The 20035-nt window shown below is 52.4% G+C and carries 15 protein-coding genes; 5 read left to right on the forward strand and 10 right to left on the reverse strand.

What is annotated here, in order from left to right; translation table 11 throughout:
- Positions 1 to 150: 150 nt before the first annotated feature.
- Positions 151 to 1077, reverse strand: coding sequence for a DUF6216 family protein (locus tag B0B13_RS12220; RefSeq protein ID WP_139337408.1), 927 nt, complete (start codon positions 1075 to 1077; stop codon positions 151 to 153).
- Positions 1078 to 1245: 168 nt separating this feature from the next.
- Here B0B13_RS12220 and B0B13_RS12225 point away from each other — a divergent pair, with 168 nt between their 5' ends.
- Positions 1246 to 1509, forward strand: coding sequence for a type II toxin-antitoxin system RelB/DinJ family antitoxin (locus B0B13_RS12225; RefSeq protein ID WP_076785779.1), 264 nt, complete (start codon positions 1246 to 1248; stop codon positions 1507 to 1509).
- Positions 1510 to 1745: 236 nt separating this feature from the next.
- On the opposite strand, the gene B0B13_RS12230 is transcribed toward B0B13_RS12225, so the two are convergent.
- The 4 genes from B0B13_RS12230 to B0B13_RS18490 all read right to left on the reverse strand — a co-directional run bounded on the left by B0B13_RS12230 (position 1746) and on the right by B0B13_RS18490 (position 6508).
- Positions 1746 to 2846: a PI-PLC domain-containing protein gene (locus B0B13_RS12230; protein WP_139337409.1), complete on the reverse strand. Its 1101-nt coding sequence runs from the start codon at positions 2844 to 2846 to the stop codon at positions 1746 to 1748.
- Positions 2847 to 3178: 332 nt separating this feature from the next.
- Entirely contained in the window at positions 3179 to 4060 is an 882-nt protein-coding gene (locus B0B13_RS12235) for a Pvc16 family protein (RefSeq protein WP_237574012.1), read from the reverse strand.
- Positions 4061 to 4169: 109 nt separating this feature from the next.
- Positions 4170 to 6356 (reverse strand): ATP-binding protein, encoded by a 2187-nt coding sequence (locus B0B13_RS12240; protein WP_237574014.1) that lies wholly within the window; start codon positions 6354 to 6356, stop codon positions 4170 to 4172.
- The gene (locus B0B13_RS18490; protein WP_170872371.1) at positions 6356 to 6508 is read right to left on the reverse strand and encodes a contractile injection system tape measure protein; all 153 of its coding nucleotides are present in this window, start codon (positions 6506 to 6508) and stop codon (positions 6356 to 6358) included. Before B0B13_RS18490 ends, B0B13_RS12240 begins: the two co-directional genes overlap by 1 nt.
- Before the next feature lie 718 nt (positions 6509 to 7226).
- On the opposite strand from B0B13_RS18490, the gene B0B13_RS12245 reads away from it, so the two are divergent.
- From B0B13_RS12245 to B0B13_RS12260, 4 genes are all read left to right on the forward strand, one after another.
- Complete coding sequence (locus B0B13_RS12245) at positions 7227 to 7970, forward strand: hypothetical protein (protein ID WP_139337410.1); 744 nt, start codon at positions 7227 to 7229, stop codon at positions 7968 to 7970.
- Between the two features lie 124 nt (positions 7971 to 8094).
- Positions 8095 to 9498: a hypothetical protein gene (locus B0B13_RS17270; protein WP_083703733.1), complete on the forward strand. Its 1404-nt coding sequence runs from the start codon at positions 8095 to 8097 to the stop codon at positions 9496 to 9498.
- A gap of 240 nt (positions 9499 to 9738) precedes the next feature.
- Positions 9739 to 10350 carry a hypothetical protein gene (locus B0B13_RS12255; protein ID WP_286137301.1) on the forward strand — a complete coding sequence of 204 codons (612 nt, stop codon included), beginning with the start codon at positions 9739 to 9741 and terminating at the stop codon, positions 10348 to 10350.
- Between the two features lie 118 nt (positions 10351 to 10468).
- Positions 10469 to 11170, forward strand: coding sequence for a hypothetical protein (locus B0B13_RS12260; RefSeq protein ID WP_076797318.1), 702 nt, complete (start codon positions 10469 to 10471; stop codon positions 11168 to 11170).
- Positions 11171 to 11227: 57 nt separating this feature from the next.
- On the opposite strand, the gene B0B13_RS12265 is transcribed toward B0B13_RS12260, so the two are convergent.
- From B0B13_RS12265 to B0B13_RS12285, 5 genes are all read right to left on the reverse strand, one after another.
- Positions 11228 to 13576 (reverse strand): contractile injection system tape measure protein, encoded by a 2349-nt coding sequence (locus B0B13_RS12265; protein ID WP_076796661.1) that lies wholly within the window; start codon positions 13574 to 13576, stop codon positions 11228 to 11230.
- A 13-nt stretch (positions 13577 to 13589) separates the two neighbouring features.
- On the reverse strand, positions 13590 to 15347 hold the full coding sequence (locus B0B13_RS12270) for a methyltransferase regulatory domain-containing protein (RefSeq protein WP_139337411.1): 1758 nt from the start codon (positions 15345 to 15347) through the stop codon (positions 13590 to 13592).
- A gap of 89 nt (positions 15348 to 15436) precedes the next feature.
- Complete coding sequence (locus tag B0B13_RS18025; RefSeq protein ID WP_139337412.1) at positions 15437 to 17281, reverse strand: hypothetical protein; 1845 nt, start codon at positions 17279 to 17281, stop codon at positions 15437 to 15439.
- Positions 17282 to 17458: 177 nt separating this feature from the next.
- A complete protein-coding gene (locus tag B0B13_RS12280) occupies positions 17459 to 18328 on the reverse strand; it encodes a hypothetical protein (RefSeq protein ID WP_076796673.1) in 870 nt (289 codons plus the stop codon).
- Complete coding sequence (locus tag B0B13_RS12285; RefSeq protein WP_076796674.1) at positions 18325 to 20010, reverse strand: hypothetical protein; 1686 nt, start codon at positions 20008 to 20010, stop codon at positions 18325 to 18327. Before B0B13_RS12285 ends, B0B13_RS12280 begins: the two co-directional genes overlap by 4 nt.
- Between the last annotated feature and the right edge of the window lie 25 nt (positions 20011 to 20035).

Raw genomic sequence — 20035 nt, forward strand, 5'->3', positions numbered from 1 at the left:
ATCTTTTTGCGCCGCGCGTCGGCCAACGACAAGAGTATGAGCCGGAACAACCGCGTGCCGCCGGGCGACACTAGGCGGTCGGATCGACCGACAACGAGTACCCGCCGTTTGCTTAGTTCGATATCGGCCCGGCAACTTTGAAGGCGAACTTCACTGGCCGTGCGGTTCGGATGGATGAGCGACATCCATGCCATCCGGCACAGCCTTCATTCGGCTCTTAAAACGCGAAGATTTGGACTTTGGTGATCCAGGCTGCACTGCCTGGCCCTCCTCCTTGCCGTCACCTTTACTGGATGGATACAGCTGCTTTCTCAGACGCAGGGCTTCTTTTGCTGCACGCGCAGCCAAGATATTGCTCAGGGCTACGACGACGGCAACCAGGACGACAGCAATTGCGACCCATGCTTGCTCTTTCAGGGTTTGTTTGACCAGCGCTTTCAAACTATCGTCTTTCAGAGCATTGCAAATTGCGTCGATCTCGGAGGCATTGAAGCCGGTCAATTGCGCGAGGCCAGCTTTGTCGGCCACGCATTTTGCCGAATCGAAGGACCAACCTCCCAGCGGTGCCTTGACCGTGACAGCGTCGGTCTTGAACAACACTTTGGACGTACGCGTTTGAAGGTAAGCGTCGCCCGACCCGACGAGTTGACTGATCCCGGATATTGGGAACAGTGCCAAGCAAGCCCACGCTAAATGGATCAAAACATAGTGCCTGGGTGGCTGGCGCACCATCTCGTGCGAAGTGGTATCAATCCAAAAGCGCATTTTTTGAAGCCGAGACATGCTGATTTCATGTGTTCTTCTCCATTTGTCGAGCCTGTGGATTGCAGCCATAGTCTCTACCTTCAACCGGTAGGTATATTTAAATTTTTCAATGTCGCGGCTTTCAAGCAAGAGCGCTTTCAGTACTGGGTCATGCACGTCGGCCTTGCCGGCAACCAGCCGCCAGAGCCGGTCCAGCACGATGTGAATTGAGCCGGCACGCCACCAAAATAAGCCGACCATAATCAGCCCGCCGAAGATGATAGATAGTGGTGAAAGGGCTGGACTTTGGACAAATGTTGAAAGGGATTCCACGTTGTCGATTCCTGGATGCTTTGATGGGTCTAGCGAACGGCGATGAGGACAGGAACCTGCACATGCAAGCGCCTAATCCGCGGGATGTCATGACGTTTAGGCAATGAACGAGGTACGCATTCCAGATAGATGGGCCATAATGTAGCCCATAGGCTAGAAAACCCCACCATGTCTGCAAACGCGGTTGTTCCCGCCCGCATCGACAAGCGTATCAAAGAAGAGGCATCGATCATACTGGCGGCGACGGGCCTTACGGTATCCGACGCTTTTCGCATCATGCTGACTCGCGTCGCCCACGAAAAGACCCTTCCATTTGAGCCGCTGGTGCCGAATGAAACGACTATCGCGGCTATGCGTGAGGCACGTGCAGGTAACCTCAAGCGCTTCAATAGTGTTGAGGCGCTAATGGGAGACATGCATGCGCAGGATTAAGGTAAGCTTTCAGTAGACGACATGGTTTAATCTGGGTGGTCTGCCATACGTCAGTGCGTTGAGGCGAAGAGCCGTCACGGCAACAGGGCCTAGTAATCGTCGGCAGTGTTTGCCAGTGGTAGGAGCCTGAACAGCGCGACGAGATAGCCATACGATTCGACGCGATTTGCCTTTCAGGTTTCGATCAGCGAATACAGTAGACTAACCCAACAAATATTTCACCAGTTAAATTTTAATTATGCATTGTTGGCGTTAGTTAATTTACGATTTTCATCATCAACCAATTGTCTATATAAACGCGTATCAGATCTATCATCCTTTCCCGCATAATCCATCGAAATAATGCCCGGACTGACACCTCGCAAAACAAGGTGACGAACAAAATTGGCAACCTGCTCTTTTTGATCCGCGGCCAGATTTTTAACGCTAAATAATTTCATTAAACCAAGGAAATAATTAAAATCCTTTGAAATAGGATTAGCCCTCATTGGCATATTTGTTTGTATAATGTTGAATTTATTTTCCCTGTCGCCTCTGCGATCACCATGAAAATTTAGAATATGAGATCCCGTTCCTGAGCCACTGGCCTGATCGGCCCATTTTGTATTGGTATTTTTATCATAGTCCCAGAAATATTTCTTTAAAGACCCCTCCATAATACTACCCTCCGCATTTTTGACTAGCAGCAAAATATTTCTGTTTTGGCCAATCGTATTATCAATGGTCAAACTCCCAAGAGGCTTTTCTGAACCTGATGCGTTATTTTGAATAATACGTTGCTCGAAATCTGATAGTTGACGAATGAAGTGCCTCGCATCTCTCTTTTTGAAATGCAACTTCATTATATATAAATTTCTTTCATCTCCGGCCGCATACCTAAGCAACTTTTTGACCTCTTCCAGTGCATCCCCGCCTGTCGAGCTAAAGTTATGAAAAAATCGGTAAATATTGCTTTTATCACGTTCTACTCGCAAATCAAAATAGCGGATACCCGCTTCAGCTTGTCCCACCAAATCCAGGGATTGACACTTAAAAGGGCCCGGAAATGTTTTTCCCAACGCAAAGCCGCCTTGCGCTTTTTCTTTACTAAACAAATAGGTGCCTGCATCGTGTGAACCCAGCATGTTGAGCTGGGTTAACCGTGTTTGAGGCGGTAGGTCTGCGTGATCTAAGGGTGGCAGATTCTCGGGTAGTCGATCCGGATTTTCCGGGTCCAGGTTACGCCGGCTGAGCGGCATAACTTGTAAGTCCATCGCGTCCTGGTCTGGCGTAGCAAGCTCACCTTGATTTCTCTTTTGTTTTTTGGATTGGATATCATACGAACTTGTCTTTGGCATTGTGCACCTCATGAATAGCTGTATTTATTCATAACTTTAATGTGCCAATGATCACCCGCTTCAGACTCGAACTTTTGATGACGTTGGCCCGCTTGCACCAGTGCGTCAAGCTTAACGGCACCACATTATTTATAGGCAACCAATCAATGCTAGGTTTGCGTATTTAACACATCAAATTCAAAATCGTCTACGCGAGAATATCAGCTTGAATTGGCATATCATTGCGACATCTATGCTGCTGTCACAGCCAAGCCAATCCTCAATCCACCATCAGCCTCTTTCCCATACTTAAAATTCATGGCACTGCAGACACGCAAGTCAGCTTTCATTCATCAATCGGCATCGTGAGCGGGAGCGTTCACTACAGTCAAATCAGTGATTACCATTAGAGAATTAGGTAGATCCTCATCTATCTCATTCCAACGGTTGTTATAATCTTTAATCACTTCTTCTACTGCATTATTTGTCGCTTGGTCAAGTAGGCCGCTTACGTGAACCACAGGCTGATCGGGCTCTTTGTACTCACATGTTATGGCCAAACGTGCAAGCTGTGCTCGTACCTCAGGCATTGTGTTGACGTCGGACTTCTGCAGAACTTGTTTAACCAGCGCGCGCTTGAAAGGTAACGATTTATCATACTGTTCCCACTTTGACGATTCAAGTTCCGTACTAAGCACGGGTGGCGCTTTTACAGGCTGGTCAAGAACTATTTTAATTGGTATCGTCACTTGAAAATTCAGACACAGGCGTGGCCGATCACCCAACGATTGCCAAAAATTCCCCAAACTCGATAAATGCTCCAATGGTGCGATCACCCGCGCAAATGACGGCAGACCTGCGTCACGAAGCAGCGTACCCAGCTCAGCACTGAGCAGTGCATCGAGCACCGCATTCATGACTATCATCGGTTGACCGTCTGGCTTCATCCCCTCTTTCTTCGGTTGCTCCCAATACGTCACAAGGTAACAACAACGCACGTTGACTTGTCTAGCATCAAATGTCCCTGTCTTTGCGCAATACTGGCGTGATTGCCCGTGGCGTAGCTCAAGGTCTTCTTGAATGTCATAGAGGAACACACAAACGGTTGGCATATCCGGTAGCAATGTTTTGTCCGGAATATCAAAACGAATGTCGATCGACTCATCGCTGATCCGCAACAAGTATTTTTCCAATGAAAGCGCAATCGCTTTATTCAAAGTGATGATTGGCTGCATACTTTCTGACTCCTCGCCCCTATCCATGATTTAGTCTGCCATGACCGCATCCGTCATTTAAAATTGACGTTCTTCATCAGTCCCGTCTTGCATTGGCAAAGACCTTTACTTAAAGCTGTGGCATAATCCTCCCCGTCTTGCTCAGCTCGCGGCGCACCGCGCGAGCGATATCGACCCAACTTACTGCTCGGTTCTCCTCGGCAGCAAGCCAGCTCGCCAGCAACGCCACGTTCCGGATTCCCGCTCCTGTTAACTCCGTGGCCGCCGAGAGCCGCGCAAAATCCACTTCCTGATCCACCGCCAACTGCTCCGGCCAGATCGCCCGCCACATGCGTTCACGCAATACAGCATTGGGTGTCTCGAAACGCGTAATAAACGTTAAGCGACGTGTGAACGCATCATCCAAATGCGCACGGTTGTTCGTCGTCAGCACCACCAGCCCGGGGTACTGTTCCAGCCGTTGCAACAAGTAAGACACTTCAATGTTCGCATGCCGGTCTTGCGCGTCCTTCACCTCACTGCGCTTGCCAAACAGCGCATCCGCCTCGTCGAACAACAATACGCCCGTGTCCGCCACCGCTAGATCGAAGATCTGCGACAAATTCTTCTCTGTCTCGCCGACATACTTGTTGACCACCGTCGACAGGTCCACTCGGATCAGATCTAGCCCTAACTCCCCAGCGAGCACCTCTGCGGCCATCGATTTGCCCGTACCCGATTCGCCATAGAACAGTGCGCTGATGCCAGTGCCATAGCCTACTTTGCGGGCAAACCCGCGCGTCAGCACCGCGTCGCGCTGCCGGATGGCTGCGAGAATCTCGTGCAGCTGCTCACGTAGGTTCTCGTTCACGATCAGGTCGTCGAGGGTGCGCTGCGGCTGTATGCGCTGTGCGAGTTGCCCAAAATGTTGCTGGCCCCGCACGCGCAGCGCTTGGCACAGGTCGGCTTCTGCAAGCGGTGCTTGCGCCCCACGCAGTGCCCGATAGCCTTGCGCCTCCTGCAGCGTTGCAGTCAGGGTGTCCGGATTCACCCGTGTGCGCTTAAGCAAGCCCGCCAAATCCCACCCATCACTGCTAGTCCCCAGGCCAGCTTGCAGCAACCGCACGTTATCCTCGTGCATGCGCGGCGGCATCGTCAGGCGCAGCTTCGGCAGGCTTGCGAACGCCTCTGCTGTTTCCTGCGTAGGTAATAGGCACACGATGGGTTGACCATGCCGCGCCAGTCGTGGCTCCAGTGCCTCGAGGAGCGGCCTGTGCCGAGATAGGCCTTCGGCGACGTGCTGTAGTACCAGTATGCCGCCGTGCAAGCGCGCCTCACGCAGCGCCGCCAGTAGCAGCGGCCAGGCATCGGTCGCATCGTCTGGCAACGCCCGCAGATTGACGCTCAAGGTTGGGCGGCCTGCCTCGCTGGCTAGCTGCGCGATAAGCGCCTGGCTGCCATCGCCTCCTTGCAGGAGTAATAATGGGGTGGGCATGGCGTGTGATCCGGTCCCGAAACAGAACGTCGCAATCTGCTCCGCGCACGCGGCCCACGCGCCGTGACGCAGCGCCTCTTCGGCGTGTGAGGTGGGGTGCCATTGCGCGAGTTCCGTCAGTGCCATGGGCAGCGACATCGCGTCCGCCCCACTGAGATAGCGAAACACGGTCTCGTTTACGCGCAGGTAGGCTGCATCGTCGCGCGCGCATGCGCGGCCATTGCGCTCGGCCGTATGCACAAGCTCATTGGGCAACAGGCTGCTTGCGCTCGAGTACAGTTGGTGGCGGTGTGCGATGCGCTCCACCGGGGTGGCGCTAAATAGCGTCAACGCCAGCTCCACGCCGGGCCAGCTCGCGCCTTCATCACCTTGCAAATAAGCAATCAGTGCGCGGTAGCGTGGCTCGATGAGCGGCAATAAGCACAGCACCAGCACCTGGGTTTCAAAATGCGTCAGCCCGAATCGGTCGATAACGTTGGCGAGCCGGCCGCACGGTACGGGTGCGCACAGCGTTGTCCACGGGGGAGCGTCGCCGCTCGCTGTGCTCCAATGCGGCATGCCGCGCGGTTGCGTGCGTGTGGCTTCAAGCGCCTCCTGCGTGTGCAGCAACTCCGCTATGTTAAAGCGGTCGTCTTCGCGTTGGTGCTGCCACACCAGCAGGTGCTGCAGCGCCTGGTCGACGTATTCGAGCCATGGCCCCAGCGCCTCGAACGCATGGGCCACGCCTGCATTCGCAGGCGGCGCATTGGCCAAATCAACCGTATCGGGTTGCCCAGCGCCCGATGCAAGGGCGTCTAACACGTCAGTCGAGAGAGTTTTCATTAAAGCCACATCGCGCTGATTGGGGCCGGCAGCCACGGCAGCAATACTTGCGTAAGCGGCCACGGCACTTCATTGAGTAGTATGTCGATCGCCGCGCGCTCGACGCTAAACTGCAGCCTGCCGTCTTCTTGCTGCAGCGTGCCCGGGCGCATAGGAACAGCTCGCGCAGCGCTTGGCGGAATCAATCTCCCTCGCTCACCGGTGTCCTCGGACCCGTCTACGCCTTTCAGGATTTGCAGTCCTCACACGTCAATATGCACGTTTCTTGCAAATCTCACAACACTATTTGGCCTTACATTTAGGCTAACGAAATAGCTTTGTCACATTGTATTGTGAAGGGAACGAAATGGAATTATGAATAAAAAAGATAAAATTCCACCGCAAAAGACGTGGATTGCATTGAATGCATCAACATTGCAACAATGAATGTATCAGGGGACAGTTTGTTTCCGGTTGCAGGATCTCGTCGCGTTTCGCGCGGGCGCAGCGTTTTGACGGATCATAAAACTGTACGGCATGGCACCGGTAGCCACTACCTACTCACCAGGCGCACTGCGCGCGCTCGGACTTCCGGTGGAACTTGTTTGGCCTGTTGTTCATGGCTCCATTCTCTCAAGAGTACGAGCCTCCACAACGTCCGGGGCAATTTAGTCATTGACTATTTTTGAACATAGACTAAAGTGAGTGTGAGTTCGCTGTTGGTTGGCCAGGGAACTCAAGCTGGCGGGACAGTCACCTCATCGATGACGAGTTCAGCTGCATCGGACAAGTCAGACGTATGCGGTCTTTTAGCGGCACCATTCTCAATGGATGGGAAGAAGCAGGAAGTTGAGAAAGCGTCGTGGTCCTAATAAGAAGTAGCCAACCACTTTGCCAAAAACGCAAAATAGGGGAAAAATGATGTTTTTAGCTAGACTTCTCACTGATTCAGCGGTCCTCACCAGGTTTGTGGTCGATGAAGAAAACCTCAACTCAAGCAACATTCCCATTCACTATAATACTTTGGAGGGAAACCAACCAAACACATACGACAACAAATTTTTTGTGTGGCAAACAGATGGTTGGGAAGTCAACGGATCGCCTGACAATACGTTTCCAATCGACTCCGACCATGCCAGTGGCCCTATAACCTTTACTGATGTTGGACTAACTGACGCGAATTACTTGTTAGGCTACGCGGTAGGCAACGACCCGAAGGCTGTTGCGACCACATGTCGCTTAGAGACCCAAGGCGGGGGTAAATACAAGGTAATTACGCCGGAAGCGGATGAAGCGTTCTTGTTTGAGACGACCAATATCACTAGAACAACGGTAACGTACCGCTTCCGCATACCGACCGGGTATGGCGCGGAAGGTGCTGGGGATTGGGTCGGAGTATGGAAGGGGTCTACGGGATCGTACCTCTACGACGAAACGCGAGCGCCCATTACTTCCAAGAATGTAACAATTGATGAGCCCTCCGGGACCGTTCCGTTGGTCCTTTCTAATGGCCAGCAATTCGTGAGTGGCTCCAGCTACATGCTCGGCTACTTCAAGAGTGGGTACAATCGAACAAAGCCAGAAGATTCCAAGCGGACTACGCTCGCCGCTATTATCAAATTCAAGGGTCCCTAAGCACTGAGCAGCGCCCGGGCAGATAAAGGTACCCGGGCGCCCTCTCTTTTGCCCCTAAGCTCAGCTGCCAGGGGCAAATTAAAAATATATTTTTTAAATAAAAAATCAAAATAGGAGAAAAGTGATGGTGTCGCCAACTAAGCTTCTCACCAATCCCTCTTTTCTTACCGAGTTTAATGTCAATGAGGAAAATCTCACCGCAACAAACATTCCCATTTGCTATGATACTCTAGAAGGAAACCAGCCAAACACATATAAAAATACTGTCCACCTGTGGCAAGTAGATGGTTGGGAGGTTCCTCCATCGAGCCAGAATCTAATAAAAGAGCCTTTAATTAAAGACGACAATCACAGCTCCTCTCAAATCTTTGAAGTTGAGTTGACTCTTGCGAATTATTTAATTGCCTACGCGGTGGGCGAGGAAAAGGATGCCGTTGTGACCACGCAGCGCCTAGAGCCATTAGGCGGCGGCAAATACAAGGTCATCACACCGCCCGAGGAGGAGGCACTCTCGTTTAAGATAACCGATGTTAATCCGACAACAGTGTCATACAGCTTTCGCATGCCGAGTGGGACAAACGCAAAGGACGATGGGGATTGGATCGGAGTGTGGAAGGCCCCCAAGGTGTCGGACCTCTACGACAATATACACGAGCCTATTCACTTTTTGCCGGTAGAAGTCGACGACAGCAATAAGGACAACTGTATTTTTACCCTTCCCCATGCCCGGCAATTCGAAATCGGCGTTAACTATATGCTCGGCTACTTCAAGAGCGGGTACAATACGCAAATACCCTTGCGGACCACGCTCGCTGCCGTTACCTCCTTCAAGGGCCCTCCAAAGCCTAGCCTCACCTGGTTCAGTGTCGATCCATGTAACATCGACGCGACCAAAATTGGCTTTCGCTATGAAACGCTGGACGGGAACCAGCCGAAGACATACCAAAATACCGTCTACCTCTGGCAGACAGAAGGTTGGACGGTCCCCTCAACGGCGGACAAAAAGCATTCAATCACCTCCGACTCAGCCAAAGATTTTCAGAACTTTAACGTTGAATTGGAACAGGCGAATTACTTGATCGCCTACGCTGTGGGCCCAACAGTCAATGCTATTGTAACCACCCAGCGCCTAGAGTACCAGGAGGACAGCAAGAACTACAAGATCATTCCGGCGCCCAGCGACGAGGCACTTTCGTTGAAGGTGACCCATGTTAATACGACAACAGTGTCGTACAGCTTCCGTACACCGGCGGGGACGAGCGCGAAAGCCAGTGGAGATTGGGTTGGGGTGTGGGAGGGTACTACGGTGTCGAAACTCTACGATAATACGCAAAAGCCCATTGGCTTGCAGCCGATATCAAAAGACGACAGCCACGGGGACGATAGTTTGACCCTTCCTGACGGCCAGCAATTCGTGAGCAGCAAAAGCTACATGCTCGGCTACTTCAAGAGCGGATACGATCAAAACAAACCAAATGAACCCGTGCGGACCACGCTTGCCGCCATTGTCCGCTTCAAGGGCCCCTAAACGCCAAGCAGCATCCGGGTAGACCTTAAACTAGGAGGCAATATGATAATAAGCCCAGGTAGGTTCCAATCTCAGCTCACTTCAATCACTGTCGAGTCGGAAGACATCAAGTCAACCATCATACCGTTTCGGTATGACACGCTGCCTGGGAATCAGCCGAAGGCAAACAAGAATATCGTCTACCTTTGGCAAACGAACGGGGAAGAGGTCCCCTTCCATGAAGACCCGCAGCGAAAATCAATGCTCATCGATTCTAATCGGGCCGATAACTTCACCAACTTTGACGAGCTTTCGCTGGCTAAAGATTCGTATTTGATGGCCTATGCGGTAGCGAATAATGTGAACGCCGTTGTGACCACGCTACTCATCACGGGTGTGGGTGACGGCCGGTTTAACGTATCCCTCCCAGAAGATAAGCTGGCATTCTCGGTGGCCCAGATCGGCTCGACATCATTGTGTTATTACTTTTGCGTGCCGAGAGGAATGAGTCCAAAGGACGATGGCGATTGGGTCGGACTGTGGGAAGGTTCTACGGTATCGGAACTCTACTACAAAAAACCCCTATTCTCCTCACCTGTGTTAAGCGACATCAACAGCGGATACGGTGGACTAACGCTGCCTGAAGGCCAAAACCTCATGAGCGGCATCGAATACATCCTCGGTTACTTCAAGACCGGGTATAAGAAAGATAAGAAAGTCGATAAAGAAGGAAGCGGTAAGGAAGAAGTTAAGAAGAACGAACAAGCAGTGGGAGGTAAAGAAGAAGATAAGAAGAACAATCAAGAAGAGGGAAGTAAGGAAGACCCCTTGCAAACCACGCTAGCCGCCGTTACCATCTTTACTGGCCCTTAAATGCCGGGCGGCACCCAGGCGGATGAAGGGGCCCCGGCGGACGCCCGTGCCTAAGTTCAGCGGCGCCAGGCCAGTCAAAAGTATGCGGTCCTTTTTCTCAAACTAAGAGGGAAAAATGATGGACGAGCCCTCCTCCCAAGCAACTTCGATCACTCAGTTCACTGTCGAAGCGGAGGACATCAAGCCGAGAATCATCCCCTTGCGCTATGACACACTGCAAGGGAACCAGCCGAAGACTAACAAAAATACCGTCTATCTCTGGCAAACGAAGGGAGAGGATGTTCTCGTCAAAATCACGCCGTTCAGATCGCAGTCCATCAGTCGCAACGAACCTAACGCCTCGACCAACTTCACGGGGCTTTCATTGAGCAAAGAGCCGTACTTAATGGCCTACGCGGTAAATGACAACGTTAGGGCTATTGTCGCCACGCTGCTTATCGAAGGTGTGGGCGACGGTCGATTCACGGTATCCTCCCCTACGGATAGCCTATCGTTTTCGGTAACTCAGATCGGCCCGTCATCATTATCGTACTGGCTCTGCGTGCCAAGAGGGATGAATCCAAAGGACGACAACGATTGGGTCGGACTGTGGGAGGGCTCTACGGTGTCTGAGCTTTACTACAAAAAACCTCGATGTTTCTCGCCGGTGCCAATCCACACCAACAAGGGCAACGGTGTGTTCGCCCTCCCTGAAGGCCAAAACGTTGAGAATGGCATCGAATATACGCTCGGCTACTTCAAAAGCGGGTATGACGAGCAAAATCCCTTGCAAACCACGCTCGCCGCCAGTACCACCTTTAAGTGGGAAGGGGGCGGGTAGTCCGTAGTGCCTACCATGCGCATCTTCAGCAAAACGAGTGTGGTAAGCACTTACTCTTCATCTTCGCCACTCCACGCATAACGAATCGTTACACCATGGGAACCACACCTGCTCGAGTGGCCACGGAATCGTGTGTAGCAGCACGTCAGCCGCATGCGGTTCAACCTGCAGCGTCCAGCGCTTATTGGGCTGACGCGTCAGCATGCCAGGACGTTGCAGGAACAATTGCCGCACGTCAGTCACACCACAGCGATGCAACCCCGGCAGGCGAGATGGCAACGCCGCGAGCCAGCCGTTCAGTTGCGCCCTCACCGTTGGGTCAGGCTGCCAATCGGGTAACATAGCGTCCAGTGCCACACCGCACAGTAGTTTATTAACCGGTGTACGCCACTCGGCAACCGTGTCGTCACCCCAAGCCAGCTCATCAAGCCAACCCGTAGCAATCAACGGTGCGCTGGCATCGATAAAGTGATTGGCATCATCGAGTAGCGCAAGCGTGCGAAACAAGCCTGGCAACATCGGCCACAGCAGCACGAGACCCGCGTTCAAGACGGCAAACTCGGACGGTATGAACGCGGCGTTCCGGTCACGGCTTCTGTTTATACGATCGGGAGTATCTGGTAGCACGGGTGCATCTGGCCGAATGGTACGTTGTGCGGACACCGCCTCTGGAGCTGGCCGATTGGATCCTACGATAGCATCCGGTAAACGTGTGGCGGATGAAATGTCTTGCGCCGCACGGACTAGGCTATCCGCTTTAGCCGGTTCGGGGCGCTGAGCCTCGTAGGCAGCCCAAATATCCTGTAGCGCCGGTATCGCACACAGCTGCGCCAACCGGTGACGCACTGCTGGGCGCAACACCGGGTTCGCTTGTAGCCATTGTTGCAGACGGGTTCGTGCGGTATGTATGGCCTTCTCGGTGATCTGCATTGCGGAGGATGTCGGCATTGCCGAATGTGACTGAAAAGACTCCAACGCAGTCCACAGCAATGCATCATCAGTATCCGCCGCCAGTTTATTGCGTTCCAGCGCGCGAAACATGCCCGGCAACAGCGGCCAGAGCAGCCCAAAACCAGCGCTAAAGCCAGCTAGTTCGTTCGGCACGATCGCGGGGTTCATCCGATAAGGCATAACCGGGGCGCGCGCAGATGCGTCTGGCCAGATGGTACCTTGCTGTGCGGGCACGGCTTCCGAAGCCGGCCGATTGGACTCTGCAATAGCGTCCGGCAGACGTGTGGCGGATGGAATGTCTTGCGCCGCACGGGCTAGGCTATCCGCTTTAGCCGGTTCGGGGTGCTGAGCCTCGTAGGCAGTCCAGATATCTTTTAGCGCTGGTATCGCACACAGCTGCGCCAACCGGTGACGCACTGCTGAGTGCAACACCGGGTTCGCTTGTAGCCATTGTTGCAGACGGGTTCGTGCGGTATGTATGGCCTTCTCGGTGACCTGCATTGCGGAGGTTGTCGGCATTACCGGATGTGACTGAAAAGACTCCAACGCAGTCCACAGCAATGCATCATCAGTATCCGCCGCCAGTTTATTGCGTTCCAGCGCGCGAAACATGCCCGGCAACAGCGGCCAGAGCAGCCCAAAACCAGCGCTAAAGCCAGCTAGTTCGTTCGGCACGATCGCGGGGTTCATCCGATAAGGCATAACCGGGGCGCGCGCAGATGCGTCTGGCCAGATGGTACCTTGCTGTGCGGGCACTGCCTCCGAAGCCGGCCGATTGGACTCTGCAATAGCGTCCGGCAGACGTGTGGCGGATGGAATGTCTTGCGCCGCACGGGCTAGGCTACCCGCTTTAGCCGGTCCGAAGTGCTGAGCCTCATAGGCAGCCCAAATATCCTGTAGCGCCGGTATCGCACACAGCTGCGCCAACCGGTGACGCACTGCTGAGTGCAATACCAGGTTCGCTTGCAGCCATTGTTGCAGCCGGGTTCGCACAGTGCGCATAGCGCTCTCGGTGAACTGCGTCACAGGTGCTGCAGGCATCGCCAGATGTGTCTGCACGTTCATCGTGGAAAGAGACGGTGCAGCTGACGCTGTCCCAACGCCCGTGTGCAGCCAGTGCATCCAAGCCTCGGACTCATCATGCGGTGTCATCGAACCCTCATTGGCCATGTCTTGCTCAGCATGGGCCAATTCCTCGATAAGCGCCTGCTCCACTTGCTGCAGCAAGCGCGTTCGCCATTGCTCTTTCCAGCCGAACGCATCCAACACACCCAGATCAACCACCAGCCGTTTGATGAGCCTGGGACGAGAGGCTCGCTTCGCTAAACGATGGATGAGTTGATCGAGATCAGCCAGCACACGCTGGTGAAACAACTGGCTGCATTCACGCAGCAACGCGTGACCATCGAACTGCTCAGCCTTGAACGATAAGCGCAGTCGGTCAATTTTGGACACGGCTGCTCTCCAGTCAATTTTCTGGCGAACTGAACGAGACAATCGCTTCATTAATCGATTGCCCGGCTGTGCTTGGCACCTCCCCTGATCTTGACACCTTTCCTGATAAGGTCATCGCTTGCGCCTGGTCGTGCTCGGCATCCTGCCGGTTGCCGCCTGGTTCGTCCTTTGCCTGTGCGACCAGCAATGCCGCCCGCGCATAATGCCGCAAACGTGCGATGAGCAGCTCGCGCAGCGACACATCACCGTGCTCAGCAAACTTGAGCAGCCCTTCTGTCACTGCATCCGACAGTGCTGTGAGTAGCGCAGCGATCGACATGTCCCCCGTCAAGCGAGGTAACAGAAGGATATCAATGGCTGTAAGCTGCACAGGCCGGTGAAGCAGGTTCGCCGTGGCCCGCGCGCCGGCGGCAGCATCGCTGCGCGCCAGCACACTGGCGCAGCAAAATGTCACGTCCAGTTTATCCTCCAGCACCGCGCATTCCAGTGCGCTCGCGGGTTGTGCGCACACTGGTTCCGTGCGCGCGATCGCGAGCCCGCCCACCACGAGATAAAACAGCGCATCACGTATTGCCGCTCGAATGGGCTCTGAAATGCCAGATCCCACCGCAGCCGCACTCAGTTCATCCAACGTACTCGAAGCCGGATACCGTAAGATAAGCGTATTCAAAGCCGCCTGCACAATGGGGTCAGACGTCCGGTATTGACCTTGAGGAGCATGCAACATCCAAGCGTCATTCTCCAACTCGAACCGGTAAGGCCCACACAAAACGATGTGTAGCTTATCCATATGCATAGCCCGCAATGTGCGATCAATCGTCCGATGATCATGCACGAGCAAGCTTTCACGAAACGGGCGGCCCGAGACGAGATCATTCATCTGCTCGTTCGCCAGTAACCGGTCGCCCGTCCACGCACGGATCGCGGCTGCCCGCTCGGGAGCGCTCAACTCCGGCAGCATGGTGGTTAAGCGCGCTTCGCACAGAAACACCAGCCCTTTGGCCGCCTGTACGAATTCGCTGAATAAGCACGGTGCGTTGGTTGCAGCCAGATATTCATGCATCAAATACGGATCTGAGCGCTGCGTCAAATCGTCGATGATCGCACATACTGCCGAGCCATACATCGAATCGGACGATGCATGCGTTCGTAAAAAGCTCAGCATTGCTCGCAACTGCTCGAGCTGCTGAACGGGATCCGCATCCGCTGAAATGTGCCACAACAACGCATCCCGAATCGCCTGCCGCTGCCGCCAACCCGGCAGCACGTTATAACTAACGTGCGCGATTCCGTCGGGGGCCAGATGCTGTTGGCAGATTTGCATAATTGCCGCACGTACCGCAGGCGGCACCCAGCTGTAGACACCGTGACAAATAATGTAATCGAATAGACCCAATGTGCCAGGAAGCTCGAGCAAGTCGCGACACTCGAGGCGCACATTGCGCAAACCCGAGTAGGCAATGCGTTGTTGCCCATCCTCAATTTGGACCGGCGACAGATCGATACCCACGCACACTGACTCAGGAAATTCAGCGGCGAGCGGAATCAGATTTCCGCCAGCCGCGCAACCCAGCTCCAAAATCCGCGCAGTACGCACTGGCGGCGCGGTAAGTCCGAATAGTCCTGCCAACGCAGCGAGTGCTCCTGGGTGTGTCTGCTCGAACGGATACGAAGTGTACGGCAAGCGGTCATACGTCGAGACAAAAGGCGCAAGCGCTGTTGCCGCGGTGTCTTGAACGGCTTCATCAACTTGTAATTGAGTTTCTAACATAAACTCTCCAAAAATTGGGACAGCCTGCCGTTCAGCCAGCTCATACAGGCTCCCTTTCAGGCGCGTGACGCAATCATCAAACTGTGATGTCACACGATGACTGAGCCTTTAAATACCATCCCTAAAGGGGAAGCCTCATTATTGGATAATTTGATTGCAACAAGATACTGTTCTTTTTTTTCTTCAGAGTTCTCAATTATTTTCATCGAGATGGACCGTGCGGAATAATCAAGCGTTTGCACTTTATCAATAGAAAGGGCGGGGGTATTTTCCCGTTTAATTCGATAAACCCCAATGACATCCCCCTCTATTGCGGCGAAATAATCTCCATTCTCACCGATGGCCAGCGCAGAATGGGACAACTCATATTCGTGCTCTTTAGTCCATTTTTTTCCATCCCCTTCTTTGAAAAAATATATTTTTTCTTCGTCCCCCACCGCTGCAAATTTTCCGTTTCCACTCAACGTTACACAGGTTGGAACAACATGGGAAGGAAGATCATCATTAAAGATAAAATCATCACTTTTTTCGTATTTTTTCTTTACACCTCCATCACCGCCCTCGTCACCGCCCTCGTCACCGCCCTCGTCACCGCCCTCGTCACCGCCCTCGTCACCGCCCTCGTCACCGCCCTCGTCACCGCCCTCGTCACCGCCCTCGTCACTAAAATAATATACATTGACATTTTTCTTGTCGTCATCTAACAAGATTATTCGATCTCCATCCGAACTAAAGCATAGCGGCCCACTAAAATAAATTTTAGAACCGGATTTTGGTTCAAGTTGAAATATTTCATCCCTATAGCGTGTAGTACTTACATCTATACAGTGAATTTCAGATTCTTCTTCGCATACACCAATGGCAACCAATTTATTGCCAATAATAACAACTGAATCCCCAACCTCCCCTTCAATATCTTTTCTCCCCTCCCGATCCAAAAACATTGATGATTTATTTTCGCCATTTTCACTAATAGTCAAAACAGAAAACCATCCACTATTCGAGCGATAGTTATCGTAACGACCGCAAGCGGCATCCGCCCATAAAAAATCTTTAATTTCAGGCCCAAACGGCACACCATTTTCATCAAAAACAGAACGAAGTAAATTGTATATATTTTTCAATGATTCTTTTCCAAGACTCTCAAAAACCTCCTTCGAAAATACATCACCCTGCTTTAAACAAAGCCCCTTTGAAATATCTTCAAAATGACTTTCGGCATCGAGTTTAAGACGTAACCCACCATTAAATTCCACGCCCCTTGTCTTATCAAGCAGAACACTCAATTTATTTTGATTACTTCCCTCATCTGGGATGACTAGCCCCTTTTCCTTAAATATATCGAGCTGCAAAGTGGAATCGATCTTGAATCCACTGTTCTCCTTGCATCTCAACCCCAACCCCTCTTGTTTATCCAAGACTAATGCATCTTTGTTCTTGATTTTCAGTTTGACTTTTTTAGCCTTACCACCTTCACCGCCCTTTGTTACCTCAATCCCGTAGCCCGCCTGCAGGGCAAGCATCGTCACACCATTTTCATTCTTTTCGCCCCTCAACTCATTGCCAAAAATACATTTCAAACCTTTATCATCCGAACCGATTCCACGATCTTTGTCCACCTTGACAGCCACACTACCTGTCTCGCTGGTCATTGACCGTTTTTCATCCAGGCACACAGATAATTGATAGTTATCATTGGGTAGTTTATTCAAATATAACCCATTCGCAGGCAATTCTGGCTTTCCCTCTGAATCGATACCAATGGCCTTAAAACATTTCGACAACCCATCCAGAATGGCCTCGAAGTGCTCTTGTCGGGGAACATGTTTGGCTTCAAAGCACGATTTCAGCTTTGATAGCGACCAGGGGTCCTCTGTAGAGGAGCCCTCTTCATCGACATTTTTTTTTGCACCAAGATCTTTATCTGGTTCCATTACTCACTATTCGATCGAGTCCCGCTGATTCCACGTTGATACGAAGAATATACTCCGCTATCTAAATTTAACGCTTTCATCAACTTTCGTCGAATCGCCCCATTTTCCGTCAAAGGTTAAAAGTAATACTCTACCGCTTTTTCCACTACATGCAGCGCTCTCGTTTATTCTGTTTTATCATGAATCCTCCTGTGCAGCGTCGCATAGAAGCTGATAAATAGCCTTCAGGATCAGACGGCCCGCTGGGTCTTCATCGAGCTTTCTAAATGTGGCGACATCACAAAGCAACGTACCTTCCTTTACACGCAAAGCGTTTTGGCCATTCTCTCCGACCTTCTCTATCACGTTATCCTCTTGAGGATTAAGCAGCAAATCGACAGCATTTTCACCGTTAAATATCAAACCACTATCTTTTGCCAGATTGAGCTCGAGATTTTTATCTTGAGTATTCCACTGCAATCCGTCACCCAGTACAACCTCAAGCGGCCCATTATCGATCTTGATGGCAGGCCCACAATGGATCTGCACGCTGTCGCCGTTTGTGCTGTCAAACTTCAAACCTTTATCCTCTTGCAACTTCACCGCAAGGGTTTCTTTCCCCGCGTTCCTCATAATTTCCAGCCCCGGCCCTGTTTGGATTTGAAGCAAACCCGCCCCCTCCAACTCCGAACTGAAAACAAGCTGAAGCTTTCCATCATCAGAAACCTGCAACGCGCCGTCCGGGTTCGTTTTCAGTTTCAGTGCCTTTGACCCTTCTTGCTCCGCGCCTAGCTCAGTTGTCTGGCCGTCACACTTAACGCTCAACTTCAACGGACCGTCCAATTTTGTCGACGGCGGAGACAGCTGCAAACCAGCTCCCGGATTAAGATCCACTGCCCCAACTGCTTGACAGGCCTCTTGCAACAGGTCCAATAGTTCGGAAAAGTCAGCTTCAGTCGGGACCTGCCCCGCTTGAAAATATTCTTTTAGCTCTGCAATCCGGTCTCTCAGCGGGCTATTCCGAACGAGCGTATTCTGCGGCCTGCCGTTTTCGTCGTCTGAACTCATGTCAACTCATCCTCTTTTTCTTGGCCTGCTTTCACTAAAATCCGCCATATCTCTTGACGCTGGGCGAGCGGCATCTTTTCAAACGTTTCAACCGAGACCAAAGCGCTCGGATCGAGCGCCAATTGGCCGCTGCCGTTCAGTCGCAACGCGTTGCCTTCGACGGTATGCACACGGAGTCCGTTTGCATCGAGCGCCAACGCTGTGTCTTGGGCCAGCGCGACGTGCAGCCCGTCCTGGACACTCACACCGCCACCGCAGACCACTGCCAGCCCCTCGCGGGTCGTCAGCCCGCTGCTAGCCACCGCGACCTTTAAACCCTGCGCCGTGGCTTGAAGACCCCCCACGGGTTGATTGTTGCTTTGCCAATTGCTTGGCACCACTTTTTTGACACCGTCCACCTTTTCGACCATCACGCCGCGCCCCGTTTGCACAGCCAGGCAGCCTTGGCCATCATGGAGTACGGGGTGGCACTTCACATCGATCCCTTTGTCATCAGCTACTAAACATGTGCTGTCGTCAAGGTGGACCGTGAGGCATGATTGTTGATCGACACTCAACCCACTTTTCTTATCTAGATTCAGCGCAAGACGGTCTTGTTCCAATCGCAGTCCATCACCCGGTACGACTTTCGTTAGATCCTGCGTCATACCCAGCGCGTCAAACAACGCTTCGAGTACATTGAACCATGACACGTAATGCTCGGGACACGGTAACTTTTCTGTCTGAAATGCCTCCTTGAGTTGCACAATGACCGATGCTAAATCGCCCGTGACCGCCTGAGCCGGTTGCTCTGAAGCAGCTGGCACAAAATAAACTCTGGCCAGTTCAATTTTTTCCTGATCATTGAGGATGCCACTCAAGTGCACATCTTCAGACTGACTCAAAATACGCAGTTTACCGATCGCGGGGGGGTGAGTGGTCGCTTCTAAAAGCTTCCATATCTCTTGACGCTCGGCGAATGACATCTTTTCAAACGTGCTAACCGAGACTTTTGGATTAAGCGTCAATTGACCCTTCTCGTCAATCTGCAGCGCATTGCCTTTGCCTGTACACACATGCAGACCATCAGCATCGAGCACTAACGCTGTATCCTTAGCCAGCACGATCTGCAGCCCCTGCTCAGCGCTCATGCCTTTGCCGCACGTCAACGCCAGCCCCTCTTTGATAGTAAGCCCGCTACCGGCTGCCGCCACCCTTAAGCCGTCGTCCGTAGCCCGAATACCGCCCACGGGTTGATTCACGCCTTGCGGCACCACTTTTTCGGCACCATCGACCGTTTCGACTCTCACGCCAAATCCCGTCTGCACAGACAGGGGGCCTTTACCATCATGAAGCACGGGGCGGCATTTAACATAGATACCGTTTTCATCGGCCGCTAAACATGTGCTGCCGTCGAAATCAGCAAAAAGATACGGCGCCAATGCGTTGATTTTCAACCCACCCTTTGCCTCCAGATTCAGCGCGAGACGGTCTTGTTCCAACCGCAGTCCATCACCCGGCACAACTTTCGTTAGATCCTGCGCCATGTCCAGCGCATCACATAATGCCTCGAGCACGTTAAATAAGAGGACATAATCGCCTTCACTCGGTTTTCTGCCGGTCCCGAAACGCTTTTTTAAATCGGCAATCTTAACTTCCAAACGGGCGCCCAATATTCGGTGCATGGCTTTTTGCAGCGTCATAAGCTCCTCACCGGTAATATCAGCA

Source organism: Burkholderia sp. b14, from assembly GCF_900156195.1.
GTDB lineage: Bacteria > Pseudomonadota > Gammaproteobacteria > Burkholderiales > Burkholderiaceae > Mycetohabitans.